Source organism: Micromonospora sp. CNZ295 (assembly GCF_004217535.1).
The window spans coordinates 4,322,649-4,339,361 of sequence record NZ_SHKZ01000001.1; the positions used below are offsets into that span (position 1 = coordinate 4,322,649).

Consider the following 16,713-nt stretch of genomic DNA (forward strand, 5'->3'; position numbering starts at 1 on the left):
CGGGACGGCGACCGGCGCCGTCCCGCCCTGCGCGTACTGGGGGACACCACGACATGAGGCTCGCGTTACGACGCGCCCGCGGCGCCAAGGGGCTGCTCCTCGCCGCGGCCGGAGCGACCCTGGTGGCCACCGCCGCGCTCACCGGCCTCGCCGCGTACAACGGCGACGTCGTCGCCTCCGGCACCACCAGCGTGCTGACCGAGGCCACCGCCGAGGAACGGTCGATCCTGGTGCGCGGCCCGGCCGGCGGCACCGCCGACGCCGTGCGCGACCGGGACGACGCCCTGCGCGCGTACGTCGCCGAGAGCCTGTCCGGCCTGGACGTGCACGTCACCGCCGCCGGGTACGCCGCCGGTCGGCAACTGCGCGGTGCCACCGGCGACGCCACCCCCGACCGCGGCGGCACCACCTACGCCGCGGTGATGTTCCTCGACGACCTGGAGGCACACGCCCGCCTGCTCGACGGGCGGTGGCCGCAGCCCGGCACCACCCCGGTGCAGACCGCGCTGGCCGAGCCGGTCGCCGCCACCCTGGGCGTGGGGGTCGGGGACCGGATCCCGGTCACCGACGGCTTCACCGGCCGGGTCACCGAGGTCTCCGTGGCGGGCGTGTGGACACCGACCGACCCGGCCGACACGTACTGGCGGCTCGCGCCGGAGACACCGACCGGAACCCTGCCCGGGTCGGCCACCTACGGCCCGCTGACGGTGCACCGCGACGACTTCTTCACCCACTTCCGGGCCAGCGCCTCCGCCGGATGGCTGGTCGAGCCGAACCTGGCGGCGGTGACCAGCGGGGCGGCCCTGGACCGGCTGGCCGGCAGCGCCGCCGCGGTCGCCGCCGGCGCGCCGCAGGCCGCCGGGCTGGGTGACTCCGGCACCGCCATCACCACCCTCGACGACCTGACGCAGCGCCTGCAACGGGCCACCCTGGTCGGGCGGTCCGCCCTGGTGACCCCGATGCTGCTGGTGGTGGTGCTCGGCGGGTACGCGCTGCTGCTGGTGGCCCTGCTGCTCACCGAGCACCGGCGGGCCGAGACCGCCCTGCTGCGCGCCCGCGGGGCCGCGCGCCGGCAACTGGCCGGGCTCACCGCCCGGGAGGCCGCGCTGGTCGTCCTGCCCGCCGCCGTGCTCGCGCCGCCGCTGGCCACGCTGCTGCTCTCGTACGCCGACCGGGTGCCGGCGCTGGCCGCGGTGTCGCTGCGCCAAGGCCGACCGGACCTGACGTTGTGGCTGGTGGGGGCGCTTGCCGCCGCCGGCTGCGCGCTGGCGATGATCACCCCCGGCCTGCGCCGCGGCACCACCTACGTCGCCGACCAGGCGGCCCGGTCCCGGCCCAGCCGCCGCGGCACGGTGCAGCGCGCCGGCGTCGACCTGGTGCTGGTGGCGCTGGCCGTGCTGGCCTGGTACCAGCTGCGGCAGTACTCGTCGCCGCTGTCCCGCAGCCGGTCCGGCGCCCTGGACCTGGACCCCCTGCTGGCCGCCGCCCCCACCATCGGTGTGCTGGCCGGGGCGGTGCTCGCGCTGCGGCTGCTGCCGCCGCTGACCCGGCTCGCCGAGCGGTGGGTCGACCGCAGGCAGTGGACCGCCACCATCCTGGGCACCTGGCAGGCCGGGCGCCGCCCGCACGCCGGGCCGGTGCTGCTGCTCGCCCTCGCCGTCGCGGTCGGCACACTCGCCTGGTGCCTGGCCGCCACCAGCGAACGGTCCCTGACCGACCAGGCCGAACACCAGGTCGGCGCGGACCTGCGGCTGACCGAGGCGGGCGGCTCCGCCGCGGACGACCGGGGCGAGCGGGTCAGCGCCCTGCCCGGCGCCGAGGCGACGCTGGCGACCTGGCGGGAGCCGCTGCGGCTGGGCCCGACGTCCGAGCCGGCGTCCCTGGTGGCGCTCGACGCCGGCACCGCCGACGGGGTGGTACGGCTGCGCCCCGACCTGGCCGACCAGGACGTGTTCGGCGCGCTCACCGACGCCCGGATCGCCGGGCCGGTGGCCGACCTGCCGGCCGGCGCCCGCCAGCTCAGCGGAGAGATACAGATCCAGGTCAGCTACGAGACCCGGCTGGTGCGCGACACCGGGCTGATGTCGACGTACGCGGTGCTGGTCGAGCCGCGCGGCGGGCACCGCCGGGTGCTGCTGGGCACCAGCGGGGACAGCGACCCGGTGCGCTTCCGGGTGGACCTGCCGGCCGGACCGGTCCAGCTGGCCGGGTTCACCGTGAACGGCGTCGGCGGTGCCGGGATGCTCCTCGACTGGCGACTGAGCAACCTGCGGACCAGCGGTGACGGACCGGACGTCCCGGTGGACCTGGGCGGGTCCTGGCGCTGGACCGACCGGAGCAGCGGGACCGGTCCCGCGAGCGCCGGCCCGGGCACCCTGTCGCTGGGCTACACGCTCAGCCTGACGACCTCGCCGTGGCGCGCGCCCTTCCAACTGGCCGTCGTCCGCCCGGCCGACGCGGCCCCGGTGCCGGTCGTGGCCACCCCGCGGGCGCTGACCGCGCTGCGCGTCGAGGTGGGCGCGCCGACCCAGCTGCTCGTCGCCGGCGCCGAGGTCAACGTGCGGATCGTCGGCACCGTCGACTCGGTTCCCGGCGGCACCGAGCCGGCGTCGCTGCTGGCCGACCTGCCCTCGTTGAGCACCCGCCTGCTGTACGACCACGCCATCGTGCGCAGCCCGCAGGAGTGGTGGCTGTCGGTTTCACCGGGACAGCGGGACGGGGCCGTGGCGGCGGCCAGCGCGCTGGGCGGACTGCACGTGCTGGACCGCCAGGCGGTCACCGGCGAGCTGGCCGGCGACCCGTTCGGGGTGGGCGCCCGGGGGGCGCTGTTCGCCGCCGCCCTCGCCGCGGTGCTGCTCGCCGCGGTCGGGGTGGCCGTCGACGTCAGCGCCACCGCGCGGCGCCGGGCGACCGAGCTGGCCGTGCTGCACACCCTCGGTGCCGGGCACCGGCTGGTGGCCCGCTCCCTGCTGGCCGAGCAGGCCCTGCTCGCCGGCCTGGGCGTGGTGGTGGGCCTCGCGGTCGGCATCGGCGTGGCCGCCACGATGGCGCCGCTGGTGATCCTGACCCCGTCGGCGGAACGGCCCATCCCGGAACCGCTCCTGCAGGTCGACTGGCCGCCGGTGGCGGGCACCGGCGTCGGCCTGCTGCTGCTGGCGCTGGCGTTCAGCGCCGGCATCTCGGCGACCCTGCGGCGGCGCCTGGCCGCCTCGCAGCTGCGGATCGGAGAGGACCGGTGAGCGCCGCCATGCGGCAGGGCAACGACAGGCGGTCGCGGCGGCGCAGCGCCGGCCCGGTCCGGCGGCTGCGGGCCTTCGCCGCGCAGACGGGTCTGCTCGCGGTGCTCGGCCTGGTCGCGGCGGTGCTGCTCACCGCCGGGCCCCGGCTCGCCACCGAGTACGCCGACCGGGGGCTGCGCAACGACGTCGCGGCGCTGCCGCACCTGATCCGCGACGTCACCATCAGCACCCATCAGCTGGAAGGCGGGGTCGGCGCCGTGCCGATCCAGCTCGATCGGCTCGCCGCGGCGCTGCCCGCGCCGCTGCCCGGCCTGATCGACCAACGGTGGCAGGCCGCGGGGATCCTCCCGGACTCGCTCACCGCCAGTGGTGACGCCCCACCGATGAACGGCGGCGCCGTCAAGCAGTTCGGCGTCCGCGCGCAGACCGGCGTGACCGACGCCGCCGACCTGCGCGCCGGCGAGTGGCCGCGGTCCGCCCAGGGGCAGCCGGCCCAGGTGGCCGTCTCCGAGCGCGTCGCCGAGGTGCTCGCGCTGTCACCCGGCGACCGGCTGCGCTTCGCCGGCAACGGCCCCCAGTTCGCCGAGGCGGTGGTCAGTGGGATCTTCACCCCGCGCCGGCCCGCCGATCCGGTCTGGGACGACCTGCGCTACGCCCTGGACCCGTTCGTCCCGGCCCTCGACGGTGAGCCGTACATCGCCATGGCGGTCACCGACCTGAACGGGATCGCGTTGCTGGCCGACGCGGCCACCACCCCGTTGACGTACAGCTGGCGGTACCGGTTCGACACCGACCGCCTCGACACGGCGAACCTCGACGCGGTGACCACCGCGGTGACCGAGACCCGCCGTACGTCGTGGCTGCCCGACGCCGTCGTGCAGACCGGCCTGGACACCGCCGGGGTGCGCTTCGCCGAGCAGCTCGCCGCGGTGCGCGCGCTGGTGGCCGTCGTGCAGGCCGGCCTGGTGGCCAGCCTGCTCGGGCTGATCCTGCTGGCCGCCGCGCTGGCCGTGCAGCGCCGCCGGGAGGAGTTGGCGCTGCTGCGGTCCCGCGGCGCGTCGCTGGGCGCCGTCGGTCGCCGCCTGGCCGCCGAGGCGGTGCTCGTGCAGCCGCTCGCGGTGGCCACCGGCTGGCTGATCGGCACCCGCGCGCCCGGCCGCGCCGAGGGCGTGCCGTGGCCGGTGCTGGCGCTGGCCGTGGTCACCACCGCCATGGTTCCGCTGCTGGCGATGATCGGCCAGCGGCGGGTCACGTTCGTCGCCCGGCGACAGGACCTCACCCGGGCCCGGCCGTCGACGCGGCGGCTCACCGCCGAGGTGGCCGTGCTCGCCGCCGCCGTCGCGGGCGTGCTGCTGCTGCGCCGCCGCGGTCTGGACACCGGCGGTGGCGTGGACGTGTTCCTGGTGTCGGTGCCGGTGCTGCTGGCGGTCGCGACGGCGCTGGTGGCGCTGCGGCTGCTGCCCTGGCCGCTGCGGCTGGTCGACCGGCTCGCCGCCCGGGCGCGCGGCGCCCTGCTGTTCCTCGGCGCCGCGCGGGCCGGGCGGGGCGCGCCGGTCACGGTCGGGCCGCTGGCGGTGCTGATCGTCGCGGTGAGCACCGGCGTGTTCAGCGCGGTGGTGGCGACCACCGTGGACGCCGCCCGCGACCGGGCCACCGGCCTGGCCGTCCCGGCGGACGCGTGGCTGACCGGGTACGCGTTCACGCCCGACGCGGGCGACCGGCTCACCGGCGTCGACGGCGTGGACGCGGCGGCGCGGGTGTGGACTGAGGCCAACCGGCGGGTGCTCGCCGGCACCGGAGCCGACGCCGAGACGCTGGGCCAGGCCCGGGTGCTGGTGGTCGACGGGCCCGCGTTCGCCGAGGTGGTGCGCCGCAGCGGCGTCGACGTCGACGTCCCGGCCGTGCTGCGCGACGCCGGCCCGGGCGACGGGCCGGTGCCGGCGGTGGTGTCGTCGGCCGTCGCCGCCGACGTGGCCGCGGGAGCCGCCGCCGACGTGCAGGGTCGCCTGTACGCGTTCACCGTGGCGCAGGTCGCCGAGACCTTCCCCGGCCTGGGCACCGACGCCGAACGGTTCATCGTGCTGCCGTGGCAGGCGCTGCCGGTGTACGAGCACACCCCGCTGATCCCCAACCGGTTCCTGGTGGCCGGCGACGACGTCGCGGCGGCGGAGCTGCTGCGGGTGGCCGACGAGACGCAGCGGGAGCGGCAGTCGGCGGTGCTCGGCCGGCCGGTCGCCCAGCCGCAGGTGCCGGCCACGCTGGACACCTGGTCGGCGCACCGGGACGGCTTGGAGCGGTCCGGCGCGAACGGGGTGCTGGCGCTGGCGTTCGTGCTGGGCGGAGCCGGTGGCACCGCGCTGGCGGTCCTCGCGGTCGGCTTCGCGGTGGTCGCCGACGTGCGCGGCCGCGGCCGGGTGCTGTCGCGGCTGCGCACGATGGGCCTGTCCGTCGGGCACGGCCGCCGGCTGCTGGTGTACGAACTGGTGCCGCTGGTGGGCGTGGCGGCGCTGGCCGGCGGGGCGGTCGGGGCCGCGTTGCCCTGGCTGCTCGGGCAGACCCTGGGCCTGGACTCGTACACCCCCGGGGTGACGGCCCAGGCCCACCTGGACCCGCTGGTCGTGGGCGGGGTCCTGGTCCTGGTGGTGGTCGGCCTGCTCACCGGGCTGGCCGTGGAGAATCTGGCCAACCGCCGGATGCGTCTCGGTGAGGTGCTCCGCGTGGGAGAGGAGAACGCATGACCGTCGTCGACGACGCACCCGACCTCGCCACCCTGCAACGGCGGGCCGCGGAACGCGCGGCTGCCCGCGCCGGCGGCGCCGACCGGCTGCGCGGGCACATCGTCTGCGACGGGCTGGTGCGCATCTTCACCACCGAGGGCGTCGAGGTCGTCGCCCTGCAGGGCCTCGACCTGGTCGTCGACCGCGGCGAGCTGCTGGCCATCGTCGGCGCCTCCGGGTCCGGCAAGTCGACCGTGCTGAACATCCTGTCCGGCCTGGACGTGCCGACCGCCGGCATCGCCCGCGTCGCCGGCTACGACCTGCTCACCATGTCGGCGAAGAAGCGGCTGGCCTACCGCCGGCACACCGTCGGTTTCGTGTGGCAGCAGACCGGCCGCAACCTGCTGCCGTATCTGACGGCGCGGGAGAACGTCGAGCTGCCGATGCGGCTGGCCGGGCGGCGCGGCCGGGGGCTGCGCCGACGCGCCGTGGAACTGCTGGAGATGGTGGGGGTCGGCTACTGCGCGGACCGCCGGCCGGGGCAGATGAGCGGCGGTGAGCAGCAGCGCTGCGCGATCGCGGTGGCCGTCGCCAACGACCCGGAGGTGCTGTTCGCCGACGAGCCGACCGGTGAGCTGGACGAGGCGACCGCGGCGGAGGTGTTCGCCGCGCTGCGCGCCATCAACGCCGAGCTGGGCGTCACGATCGTGGTGGTCACCCACGACCACCAGGTCGCCTCCCAGGTCCGCCGGACCGTCGCGATCCGCGACGGGCGCACCGCCTCGGAGGTACGCCGCTCGGCGCGCATCGGCGCCGACGGCGTCGAGGAGCTGGTCACCGAGGAGTACGCGGTGCTGGACCGGGCCGGCCGGATGCAACTGCCGGCCGCGTTCGTCGACGCCCTGGCCCTGCGGGACCGGGTGAAGCTGACCCTGGAGCCCGACCACGTGCAGGTGCGCTCCGGCGTGGACCCGAAGGAGAAGCCCTGATGAGCGACGAGTTGGTCCGGGTACAGGGGGTCGGCCGCGACTACGGCAGCGGCGAGCGCGTGGTGCACGCCGTCCGGGACGTGTCCTTCACCGCCGGGCGCGGCGAGCTGGTGGCCATCCGGGGCCGATCCGGCGCCGGCAAGACCACGCTGCTCAACCTCATCGGCGGCCTGGACCGGCCGACGAGCGGGCGGATCCTCGTGGCCGGGCACGACGTGACCGCCGCCGGCGAGCGGGAGCTGCTGGCGCTGCGCCGCGACACGATCGGCTTCGTCTTCCAGTCCTTCGGGTTGATCCCGATCCTGTCCGCGGCCGAGAACGTCGGCGTGCCGATGCGGCTGGCGAAGGTGCCGGCCGCCGAGCGGGAGCAGCGGGTGGCGGTGCTGCTGGAGATGGTCGGCCTCGGCGGGCACGCCGCGCAGCGGCCGTACGAGATGTCCGGTGGCCAGCAGCAGCGGGTGGCGATCGCCCGGGCACTGGCCAACGACCCGCCGCTGCTGATCGCCGACGAGCCGACCGGTCAGCTCGACTCGGAGACCGGCCGGTCGGTGATGGACCTGCTGCGCGCCCTGGTGCACGCCCGCGGGATGACCGCCCTGGTGGCCACCCACGATCCGGCGCTGATGGAGCTGGCCGACCGGGTCCTGGTGCTGCGCGACGGCCGGCTGGCGGAGGCGGGTGAGCCGGTGCCGGCCTGAGGGTCAGTACGGGTCGCCGCACACCCGCCAGCCGTCGCCCTCCTTCACCACGGTCAGCTCCCGCTGTTCGCTGGCGCCGCTGTCGCGGGTGAGCCGGACGCTGACCGTGCCCTTCGGGCGGCCCCGGTCGGTGGACACGGACACGTCGAGGATCTCGTAGCCGGTGACCGTCGGCGGGGTGCGTACCCAGCTGGTGAAGCCGAGGGCGCTCCACCGCGTACGCGCGTCGGCGCACAGCCGGTCGTACGCTCCGTGGGTGTCGCCGGCGGCCACCGACCGCAGGAACCCGTCGGCGGTCTGCCGCACCGGGTCGCTGGCCTGGGTGACGACCTGCAGGTTCCACGCGCCGAGGCCGGCGACGCCCACGAAGCACAGTCCGACGCCGACGGCGGCGAACACCAGCCCGGCGCGCACCGGTCGGCGCGGCCGTACCGGCCGGCTCCACCGCTGCTCAGCGCCCACCAGTCGACGGTAGGCAACCGGCCCGGCCGCGCGCAGGAAGTCCGGGCGGGTCGCGGTTCGCGTCAAGTCGCCCGTCGCCGCGGGTGCCTGTGCGATGGTGCCAGGAGGAGAACCGCCGGGGCCGCGTCGCGGCGGTGACCTTCGTCCCTACCGGTCCGGGTACGGCCGGGACACGCTGGATGTGGTGGTCCGCGACCGGGGGTGAGACCAGTGGCCTGGCAGGTGTTGGTGGGCTTCGACGGCTCCGACGACGCTGCGGCCGCGCTGGCCTGGGGTGCCGCGGAGGCGAGCGCGCACGGGGTCCGGCTGATCGCGTACGCCGCCGTGGACAGCGCCCCGCCGGCCCTGGTCGCGCCGCCGATCACGGTGGACGACGCCACGATCCGGCTCGACTCGCTGCGGGAGGCGGCCGCCCGGATCGCCCCCGAGGCCGTTTTCCGGTACGGCGTCGGTCCGGCGGCACAGCTGCTCACCGGCGCCGGTCGGCCCGAGGACCTGCTGGTCGTGGGCTCCCGCGGGCGCGGGGCGTTCGCCGGGCTGCTGCTGGGGTCGGTGAGCCTCGCCTGCCTGACGGCTGCGCCGTGTCCGGTGGTGGTCGTCCGCAGGGGGATGGCGCCGACGCCGTCGACCGGTCGGGTCATCGTCGGCGTGGACGCCTCGGAGCCCTCCCGCAGTGCCCTTCGACTCGCGGCGCGGGAGGCCCGGGTGCGGGGCGCGGAGTTGCAGGCGATTCACGCGGTGCACTGGGACCATCTGCGGGCCGAGCTGGTCGTCCGGAGCACCCGGCAGTTGACCGCCTGGGGTGCGGAACTCGTCGCGGCCGAGCTGGCCGGCAGCGGGGTGCAGGCGCGGCCGGTCGTCCTCAACGGCCATCCGTCGGACGTGCTGGTGCGCCACAGCGCGCAGGCCGACCTGCTGGTCCTCGGCTCGCGCGGGCACTCCCCGGTGGCCGGGGTCGTGCTCGGCTCCACCAGTGATCACTGCGCGCGCCACGCCGCGTGTCCGGTGCTGGTCGTCCGTTGACCGGAGGGAGTTGGAGGGGATGACGACCGACAGCCGCAGCACCGCCGACCCGACCGCCACCGGTCGTTGGCACGTGCTGTCGCGCCAGGACGTGCTCGGCTGGCTGGACGCGGGCCCGGGCGGGCTGTCCAGCGCCGAGGCGGCCGCCCGCGTCGCGCGCTACGGCCGCAACGAGCTGCCTGCGGCGGAGCGGGCCTCCGCGCTCGCCATGCTGTTGCGGCAGTTCGTCAGCCCGCTGATCGGGATCCTGCTGCTGACGTTCGTCATCACCCTGGTGCAGCGCCACTGGGTGGACGCCGCCGCGATCGGCCTGGTGCTGCTGCTCAACGCCGGCATCGGGTTCTGGCAGGAACGTAAGGCGGAGACGGCGGTGCGCGCCCTGCAGCGGCTCTCGGCACCGGTCTGTCGCGTGCTGCGCGACGGCGTCGAGCACGAGATGCCGGCCGCCGAGCTGGTGCCCGGCGACGTGGTGCCGCTGGAGAGCGGCGAGCGGGTGCCGGCCGACCTGCGCCTGCTGGAGGTCAACGGCCTGCAGGTCGACGAGTCGATGCTCACCGGCGAGGTGTTGCCGGTGAGCAAGCAGGTCAACCGGCTGCCGGTGCACACCCCTGCCACGGATCGCACCAACATGACGTTCAGCGGCACGCTGGTGACCGCCGGGCGTGGGCTCGGGGTGGTCGTCGGCACCGGAGCCGACACCGAGCTCGGAATGATCAACGAGCTGGTCCGCGGTCCGGCCGGGCAGTCCCCGTTGACCGCGCTGACGCACACCCTCGAACGTCGCATCGGCCTGGTGATCGCGGTGGCGACGACGATCGTCTTCATCGCCGGCCTGGTGCTGGGCTACGGCGTGTCGGACATGTTCCGGACGGCGGTGGCCCTGGCCGTCGCCGCGGTCCCCGAGTCGCTGCCGATCGTCCTGACGGTGGCGATGAGCCTGGGGGTCGCGCGAATGGCCCGGCACAACGCGATCGTGCGGTCCCTTCCGGCCGTCGAGACGCTCGGTTCGACCACGGTGATCGGGTCGGACAAGACCGGCACCCTGACCCGCAACGAGCTGACCGTCCAGGTGATCTGGACCGCGAGCGGGGTGCTGGACCTGCGCGGGCGGGACGCGCCGGCAGCGTTGCCGGACACCGTCCGCCGCACCCTGCGCGCGGGAGCGTTGACCAACGAGGCCGGCCGCGCGCCGGCCGGCGCGACCACGTCCGCCGGCGACCCGCTGGACTTCACCGGCGACGCCGTCGACGTCGCGATGCTGCGGGCCGCGGTCCGGTTGGGCGCGGTGACCATGGACGAGCGCGACGCCCGGTGGCTGGCGCACGCGCCCTACGAGCCCGAGCGGTGCTTGTCGCAGACCGTCCGCACCGACGCCGACGGACGCCGCGTCCTCTACGTCAAGGGCTCACCGGACAAGCTGGCGGCGCTGTCGACGACCGTCGCCACGGACTGCGGCGAGCGCCCCTTCGACCCCCGACCGGTCGAGGTGGCGTGCCACGACCTCGCCCGGCAGGGCATGCGGGTGCTGGCCACCGCCGTCCGCACGCTGGCGCCCGACGAGCCGGTGCCGCGTCCGCTGCCGGCTCCGTCGGGGTTGACGTTCCTCGGGCTCGAGGGCATGGAGGACCCACCCCGCAGCGGTGTCGCCGAGGCGGTGGCCGACTGCCGACGTGCCGGCATCTCGGTCGTGATGATCACCGGGGATCACCCGGCCACCGCCGCGTCGATCGGCGCCCGGCTGGGACTGGGCACCGGCGCGGAACCGGTGACCGGCCGCGAGATGGAAGGGCTGGACGACCACGTGCTCGCCGCGCGGCTGCGCCGCAGCGGTGTGGCCGCCCGGGTCACGCCGCAGGACAAGCTCCGCATCGTCCGGCTCCTGCAGGACGAGGGCGAGGTCGTCGCGGTCACCGGTGACGGGGTCAACGACGCCCCTGCCCTGCGGGCCGCGTCCCTCGGCGTGGCGATGGGCCGGTCGGGCACCGCGGTCGCCCGCGAGGCCGCGGACATCGTGCTCACCGACGACAACTTCGTCACGATCGTCGAGGCCGTGCGCCAGGGTCGGGTGACCTTCAGCGCGATCCGGAAGGCGACCTTCTTCCTGCTCGCCACCGGTGTGGCGTCGCTGCTGTCGGTCGCCGTCAACCTCGTCGCCGAGCAGCCGCTGCTGTTCCTCCCGGTCCAGTTGCTGTTCATCAACGTGGTCACCAACGGCCTGCAGGACATCGCGCTGGCCTTCGAGCCTCCGGAGGGCGACGAACTGCACCGGCCACCGCGCGGGCGCCAGGAGGGCCTGTTGTCCCGGACGCTGTGGCTGCGTACCGCGCTGGTCGGCACCTGGATGGCGATGTCGATCCTGGTGACGTTCCGGTGGGCGCTCGATCAGGGCTACTCCGAGGTGCACGCCCGCACCCTCGCCCTCACCCTCTTCGTGACGCTCAACTTCTGGCTGGTGCTCAGCGCCCGGGCGGAGAACCGGTCGCTGTTCGCCCTGAACCCCTTCGGGAACCGGCTGCTGGCCGGCAGCGCGGTCGGTGCGCTGCTGCTGTACTTCGCCGTGACCCAGTGGTCCGCCACCGACCGGTTGCTCGGCCTGGTCGCCCTCACACCGACCGAGTGGCTCGCCTGCTTCCTGCTCGGGGCGTCGGTGCTCGCGCTGATCGAACTGGACAAGTCCCGGCACTGGGTAGCCCGGACCCGCCGCTCCGGCCACCGCCCGCGCCGTCAGGCCACCCCGTGAGCGGCACGGCGGCGGGGGTCAGCCGCGGCGGCGGGACCGCCACCCCGGGCACGCCCTGGCGTGCCGCACCGACGGGCGGCTGGCGGTCTGGGACCGCGGGGACGCAGCGCCGGCCCGTCAGCGCAGCGGGCCGCGGCACACGGCCGCGCGCATCTGCCGGGGTGTGCCGGCGGGCACGAACTCCAGCCACCAGGTCGCCCCGGCGGCGGCCACCTCGGCCAGGTACGCCCGCTCGGCCCGTTCGTCGTCGCGCCGCCGCCGGCCGCCGATCGCCACGTCGAACGGTCCGCCGTCGGCTCGGGTGGCCGGCAGCGCGGTGACCAGGTCGTGCACCTCGTCGGGTGTGAAGTCGGACCAGCCGGCGGTGTCGGTGAGCTTGTAGGGCACGATGCCGTCGGCCCGGGCCGCCCGGCGCAGCACCGCCCCCGCCTGCGTGCTGCCGCCCACCCACACCGGCACCCGCGGCGACTGCAGCGGCGCCGGTCGCAGCGCCACGTCGTCCGCCCGGTAGTGCACGCCCCGGTGCCGGACCCGCTCGCCGCCGAGCAGGCCGGTCAGCACGGTCAGGCCCTCGTCGAGCATCGCGGCGCGGACCCGCAGGTCGGTGGGCTCGCCGAAGGCCGCGAGGCCCCGGTCGCCGGGATCGCCGACGCCGACGGCGACGACGGCCCGGCCGGCGGACAACTGGTCGAGGGTGAGCACCTCGCGGGCCAGCTTCGCGGGCCGTCGCCGGGGCAGCGAGGTCACCGTGGTGCCGAGGCGGACCCGCCCGGTGCGCCCGGCGATCGCCGCGAGCAGCAGCCACGGGTCGAAGGTGGGCGGGTCGGCACCGTCGTAGTGGATCAGATAGTCCTCGAAGAACACCCCGTCCCAGCCGGACCGCTCCGCCAGCTCGCCCAGCTCGACCAGAGTGGCCGCCGTGACCGCCGCGCCCCCGCAGGAGATCTCGAGCCCGTGCCGCATCGCCGTACCGTACGACCCGGGTGCGACAGCGGTCAGCCGCGGCGGCGGGACCGGGCCGCCCAGATCGCGTACGCGGGGTCGCGGTCGAGGTTGTGGCGGTCCCGGTCGTAGCGGCGGGTGGTGCGGGGGTCGGCATGCCCCATCGCGTCCTGCACGTCCTCCAGCGGCACCCCCTCGGCGCGGGCGGTGGTGGCGAAGGAGTGCCGCAGCGAGTGCGGTGACAGCCGCGCCCAGGCCGGGAGGCCGGCCTCCCGGGCGAGGCGGCGCACCAGCCGGAACACCGAGTGCCGGTCCAGCCGGGCGCCGGTCGCGGTGACCAGCAGCGGGCCGGTCAACTGCTGGACCGGCACACCGGCGGCGGCCGCCCGCTGCGCCAGGTACGCGTCGACGGCGTACGCGGTGCCCGGGGTCAGGGCCCGGCGGCGGGCCTTGCCGCCCTTGCCGACGAAGCGGATGCTGCGGTGGCCCCGTTCGGCGCCCAGGTCCGCGACGTCCAGCGAGACCAGTTCCCCGACCCGCAGCCCCAGGTCGGCGAGCAGCGCGATCGCGGCCCGGTTGCGGGCGGCGGTCGGGCCGGTGGCCGCCTCGGCGGCGGCGAGCAGCGCGTCGACCTCCTCGGGGGTGAGGCCGACCGTGGCCGAGTGGTCCCGGTCGATGCGGGGTCGGTCCGCCCCGGCCACCGGGTTGGCGTCGACGGCGCGCAGCTTGACCAGGAAGTCGTACCAGCTGGACAGGGCGGAGAGCCGGCGGGCCACGGTGGCCGGGGTGAGGGGCCGGCCGGTGCGGGCGGCCAGGGTCGACTCCAGCGCCCGGGCGTACTCGTTGACGTGCAGGAACGTCGCGTGCAACGGGTCCAGGTCGCGTCCGGCGCACCAGGCGAGCCAGCCGGCGACGTCCCGCCGGTACGCGTCGCGCGTGTGCTCGCTCAGCCGCCGGTTGCGCAGCCACGCCTCGGTGAAGTCGACCGGGCCGGCGGGCAGCGCCGGTCGCGGCGACGGGCGCCGCACCGGCGCCTCGGAGGAGAGCATGTGCGAAAGGTTCTCAGGACGGCGGGCCGAACGGTCGGAGGCGCGCCCTGGAACCGGAGACGGGGCGGGACGGCCGGCGTGGCCGTCCCGCGTGCGTGACGCCCGGATCAGGCGCTGATCTGCTTGCGGCCGTTGCCGTTCGCCCCCACGGTGACGGTCACCCGGCGCGGCCTGGCCCGCTCGGCGATCGGGATGCGCAACGTGAGGACGCCGTTGTCGTACCCGGCCTCCAGCTTGTCGGTGTCGAGGGTGTCGCCGAGGAACAGCTGCCGGGTGAAGGTGCCCATCGGCCGCTCGGCGGCGACCAGTTCGACGTTGTCGCCGGTCGGGCGGCGACGCTCGGCGCGGACGGTGAGCACGTTGCGCTCCACCGTGCAGTCGATGCTGTCCGGGTCGACGCCGGGCAGGTCGAACGCCGCGTAGAAGTGGTCCCCGTCGCGGTAGGCGTCCAGGTGCATCATCGCCGGTCGCGTCGTGGTGCCGAAGAACTGCTCGGCGAGCCGGTCGATCTCGCGGAACGGGTCGGTGCGCATCAGCATGGTCGTACCTCCTCGGTTCCTCTGGCCGAAGGTTCCGAGTTGAGTCTGGGTGACTCAACTTCCACTTCTGTGATAGCTCGCGGCGGGCCTGTCGTCAACTCGGGGCCCGGTCCCGCGCTCCCGACCGCGGCGTGCCGCCGCGTACTTCCGCCCCGTTGCGACGGCAGGCGATGATGTCCGGGTGACCGGATCCGTGCGCGCCCCGGCAACAACGTCGGCGACCACCCCGTCCGCCACCCCGCCGCGCCCCGGCCCACGCGCGCGCGGCCCGTGGCTGGTCGCCGCGACGACGACGGCGGTGCTGCTCGCGCTCGCACCCCGCTACGGCTACCACCGCGACGAGCTGTACTTCCTGGTCGCCGGCCGCCACCTCGACTGGGGGTACGTCGACCAGGGACCGCTCGTACCCGCCCTGGCCCGGCTCGCCGACACCGTCGCGCCCGGCAGCCTGCTCGCGTTGCGCACCCCATCGGCGCTGATCGCCGGCGCCGCCGTGCTGCTGGTCGCCGCGATCGCCCGCGAGGTGGGCGCCGGCCGGGGCGCGCAGACCTTCGCCGCGGTCCTCGCCGCCGCCTCCGGCATCGTCCTCGCCGGCGGGCATCTGCTGAGCACCACCACCATCGACCTGCTGGTGTGGCTCGTGGCCGGCTGGTGCGCGCTGCGGTTGCTGCGCACCGGCGACAGCCGCTGGGCGCTCGGCGTCGGGGCCGTGCTGGGCGTCGGCATGCTCAACAAGCTGCTGCCCGCGCTGCTGGCGGCCGGGCTGCTGGCCGGCGTCGCGGTCGCCGGCCCCCGCCGGCTGCTGCGCGACCGGTGGGTGTACGCCGCCGCCGGAACGTTCCTGCTGCTGGCCACGCCGACGCTGGCCTGGCAGGCCGCCCACGGGTTCCCCCAGCTGTCGGTGGCCGCCAACATCTCCGGCGGGGACAGCTCCTACAGCGGCCGGCTCGACGCGCTCATCCTCCAGTTCCTCATCATCAGCCCGTTCGCCGTGCCGGTCTGGGTCGCCGGCCTGGTGGCGCTGCTGCGCCGGCCGCCGTGGCGGGCGTACCGGGCGGTCGCCTGGGCGTGGCTGGTGGTCGTCGGCATCGTGCTGCTCGCCGGCGGCAAGGGCTACTACGACGCCCCGCTGCTGCTGGTGCTCACCGCCGCCGGGGCGGTCGTCGCCGTCGGCTGGGCGGCCCGCAGCGGCGTACGCCGTGCGCTGCTGGCCACCGGCGCCACGCTGGCCGCGGCCAGCAGCGCCGTGCTGCTGCTGCCCACCCTTCCCGCCGACCGGCTGCCGGGCTTCGTCGTCGCCGTGAACTACGACGCCGGGGAGACCATCGGCTGGCCCGCCTTCGCCGACTCCCTCGCGGCCGTCCACCGGGCGCTGCCCACCGACGAGCGGCAGCGGGCCGTGATCCTCACCGGCAACTACGGCGAGGCCGGCGCCATCGCCCGCTACGGCCCGGAACGCGGCCTGCCCGACGCCTACTCCGGCCACAACAGCATGGCCGACTTCGGCCGGCCGCCGGAGACCGCCGACGTGGTCGTCGCCGTGGGCTGGGAGCGCCCGGAACGGTTGCGGGGCTGGTTCGCCGACGTCACCCTCGCCGGCCGGGTCGACCAGCGGGTCGACGTCGACAACGACGAGAACGGCGGGCCCATCTGGGTGTGCCGCGGGCTGAAGCGGCCGTGGGCGCAGATCTGGGACAGCGAGGTACGCCACGCGGGCTGACCGGCCGGCTACTCCCCGGTCGGCCCGCCGGCCAGCTCGGCGACGATGTCGAGGTGCCCGAGGTGGCGGGCGTACTCCTGCAGCAGGTGGAACAGCACCCGCTCCAGCGTCGCCGGCGCAGCCCCGTCCCAGCGCGGACCCGGCGCGCCGACCGCGTCCAGATCGGACGCCTCGACCACCGCCCGGGTGTGCGCGCCCTGCGCGCGCAGCGCGGCGACCAGCCCGTCCCGGTCCTCCTCCGGCGCGACGTGCCAGCGCCCGTCCCGCCGGTCGCCCCACGGCTGCCCGACGTCGCGGCCCTCGAAGCCCCAGACGATCCAGCGCAACTCCACGTACCGCAGGTGCTTGACCAGCTCCAGCGGCGTCCAGCCGGACGGCAGGCGGCTGCCGCGCAGCTCCGGGTCGGGCAGCGCCTCGACCTTGCCGATCAGGCTCTCCCGGAAGTAGTCGAGGTAGCGCAGGAACACCTCGGTGCGGTCGGCGGCCGGCCCGGTCGGCGACGGAAACTCGATGGTCACCGCGCCATTGTCCGCCGCCGTCGACAACCCACCTCGCCCGGGCAGCCGGGCATGGGGCAGAGTGACCGGGTACGGCG

12 protein-coding genes are annotated in these 16,713 nt (G+C 76.0%); 7 read left to right on the top strand and 5 right to left on the bottom strand.

Going from position 1 to position 16,713, the window contains the following annotated elements:
• The first annotated feature begins 53 nt into the window (after positions 1 to 53).
• Genes EV376_RS20240 through EV376_RS20255 form a run of 4 tightly spaced genes read left to right on the top strand, consistent with a single transcriptional unit; the run spans position 54 to position 7,643 of the window.
• The gene (locus tag EV376_RS20240) at positions 54 to 3,239 is read left to right on the top strand and encodes an FtsX-like permease family protein (RefSeq protein ID WP_130325528.1); all 3,186 of its coding nucleotides are present in this window, start codon (positions 54 to 56) and stop codon (positions 3,237 to 3,239) included.
• The gene (locus EV376_RS20245) at positions 3,236 to 5,977 is read left to right on the top strand and encodes an FtsX-like permease family protein (RefSeq protein ID WP_130325531.1); all 2,742 of its coding nucleotides are present in this window, start codon (positions 3,236 to 3,238) and stop codon (positions 5,975 to 5,977) included. The genes EV376_RS20240 and EV376_RS20245 overlap by 4 nt, the downstream gene beginning before the upstream one ends.
• Positions 5,974 to 6,945: an ABC transporter ATP-binding protein gene (locus EV376_RS20250; RefSeq protein ID WP_130325533.1), complete on the top strand. Its 972-nt coding sequence runs from the start codon at positions 5,974 to 5,976 to the stop codon at positions 6,943 to 6,945. Before EV376_RS20245 ends, EV376_RS20250 begins: the two co-directional genes overlap by 4 nt.
• Entirely contained in the window at positions 6,945 to 7,643 is a 699-nt protein-coding gene (locus EV376_RS20255; protein ID WP_130325535.1) for an ABC transporter ATP-binding protein, read from the top strand. Before EV376_RS20250 ends, EV376_RS20255 begins: the two co-directional genes overlap by 1 nt.
• 3 nt (positions 7,644 to 7,646) lie before the next feature.
• Here EV376_RS20255 and EV376_RS20260 read toward each other — a convergent pair whose 3' ends face one another.
• Positions 7,647 to 8,105 carry an Rv0361 family membrane protein gene (locus EV376_RS20260; protein ID WP_130325537.1) on the bottom strand — a complete coding sequence of 153 codons (459 nt, stop codon included), beginning with the start codon at positions 8,103 to 8,105 and terminating at the stop codon, positions 7,647 to 7,649.
• Positions 8,106 to 8,315: 210 nt separating this feature from the next.
• On the opposite strand from EV376_RS20260, the gene EV376_RS20265 reads away from it, so the two are divergent.
• Positions 8,316 to 9,128, top strand: coding sequence for a universal stress protein (locus EV376_RS20265; protein ID WP_165438043.1), 813 nt, complete (start codon positions 8,316 to 8,318; stop codon positions 9,126 to 9,128).
• Positions 9,129 to 9,147: 19 nt separating this feature from the next.
• A complete protein-coding gene (locus EV376_RS20270) occupies positions 9,148 to 11,868 on the top strand; it encodes an HAD-IC family P-type ATPase (protein WP_130325541.1) in 2,721 nt (906 codons plus the stop codon).
• 117 nt (positions 11,869 to 11,985) lie between these two features.
• Here the strand turns inward: EV376_RS20270 and EV376_RS20275 are convergent, their stop codons facing one another.
• From EV376_RS20275 to EV376_RS20285, 3 genes are all read right to left on the bottom strand, one after another.
• The gene (locus tag EV376_RS20275; RefSeq protein WP_130325543.1) at positions 11,986 to 12,831 is read right to left on the bottom strand and encodes an LLM class flavin-dependent oxidoreductase; all 846 of its coding nucleotides are present in this window, start codon (positions 12,829 to 12,831) and stop codon (positions 11,986 to 11,988) included.
• Positions 12,832 to 12,863: 32 nt separating this feature from the next.
• Positions 12,864 to 13,859, bottom strand: a complete 996-nt coding sequence (locus EV376_RS20280; RefSeq protein WP_130325545.1) for a tyrosine-type recombinase/integrase — start codon at positions 13,857 to 13,859, stop codon at positions 12,864 to 12,866.
• Between the two features lie 107 nt (positions 13,860 to 13,966).
• Positions 13,967 to 14,398 (bottom strand): Hsp20/alpha crystallin family protein, encoded by a 432-nt coding sequence (locus EV376_RS20285; protein ID WP_130325547.1) that lies wholly within the window; start codon positions 14,396 to 14,398, stop codon positions 13,967 to 13,969.
• Between the two features lie 181 nt (positions 14,399 to 14,579).
• On the opposite strand from EV376_RS20285, the gene EV376_RS20290 reads away from it, so the two are divergent.
• A complete protein-coding gene (locus EV376_RS20290; RefSeq protein WP_130325549.1) occupies positions 14,580 to 16,118 on the top strand; it encodes a glycosyltransferase family 39 protein in 1,539 nt (512 codons plus the stop codon).
• An 8-nt stretch (positions 16,119 to 16,126) separates the two neighbouring features.
• Here EV376_RS20290 and EV376_RS20295 read toward each other — a convergent pair whose 3' ends face one another.
• Positions 16,127 to 16,636 (bottom strand): mycothiol transferase, encoded by a 510-nt coding sequence (locus tag EV376_RS20295; RefSeq protein ID WP_130325551.1) that lies wholly within the window; start codon positions 16,634 to 16,636, stop codon positions 16,127 to 16,129.
• Positions 16,637 to 16,713 lie beyond the last annotated feature (77 nt).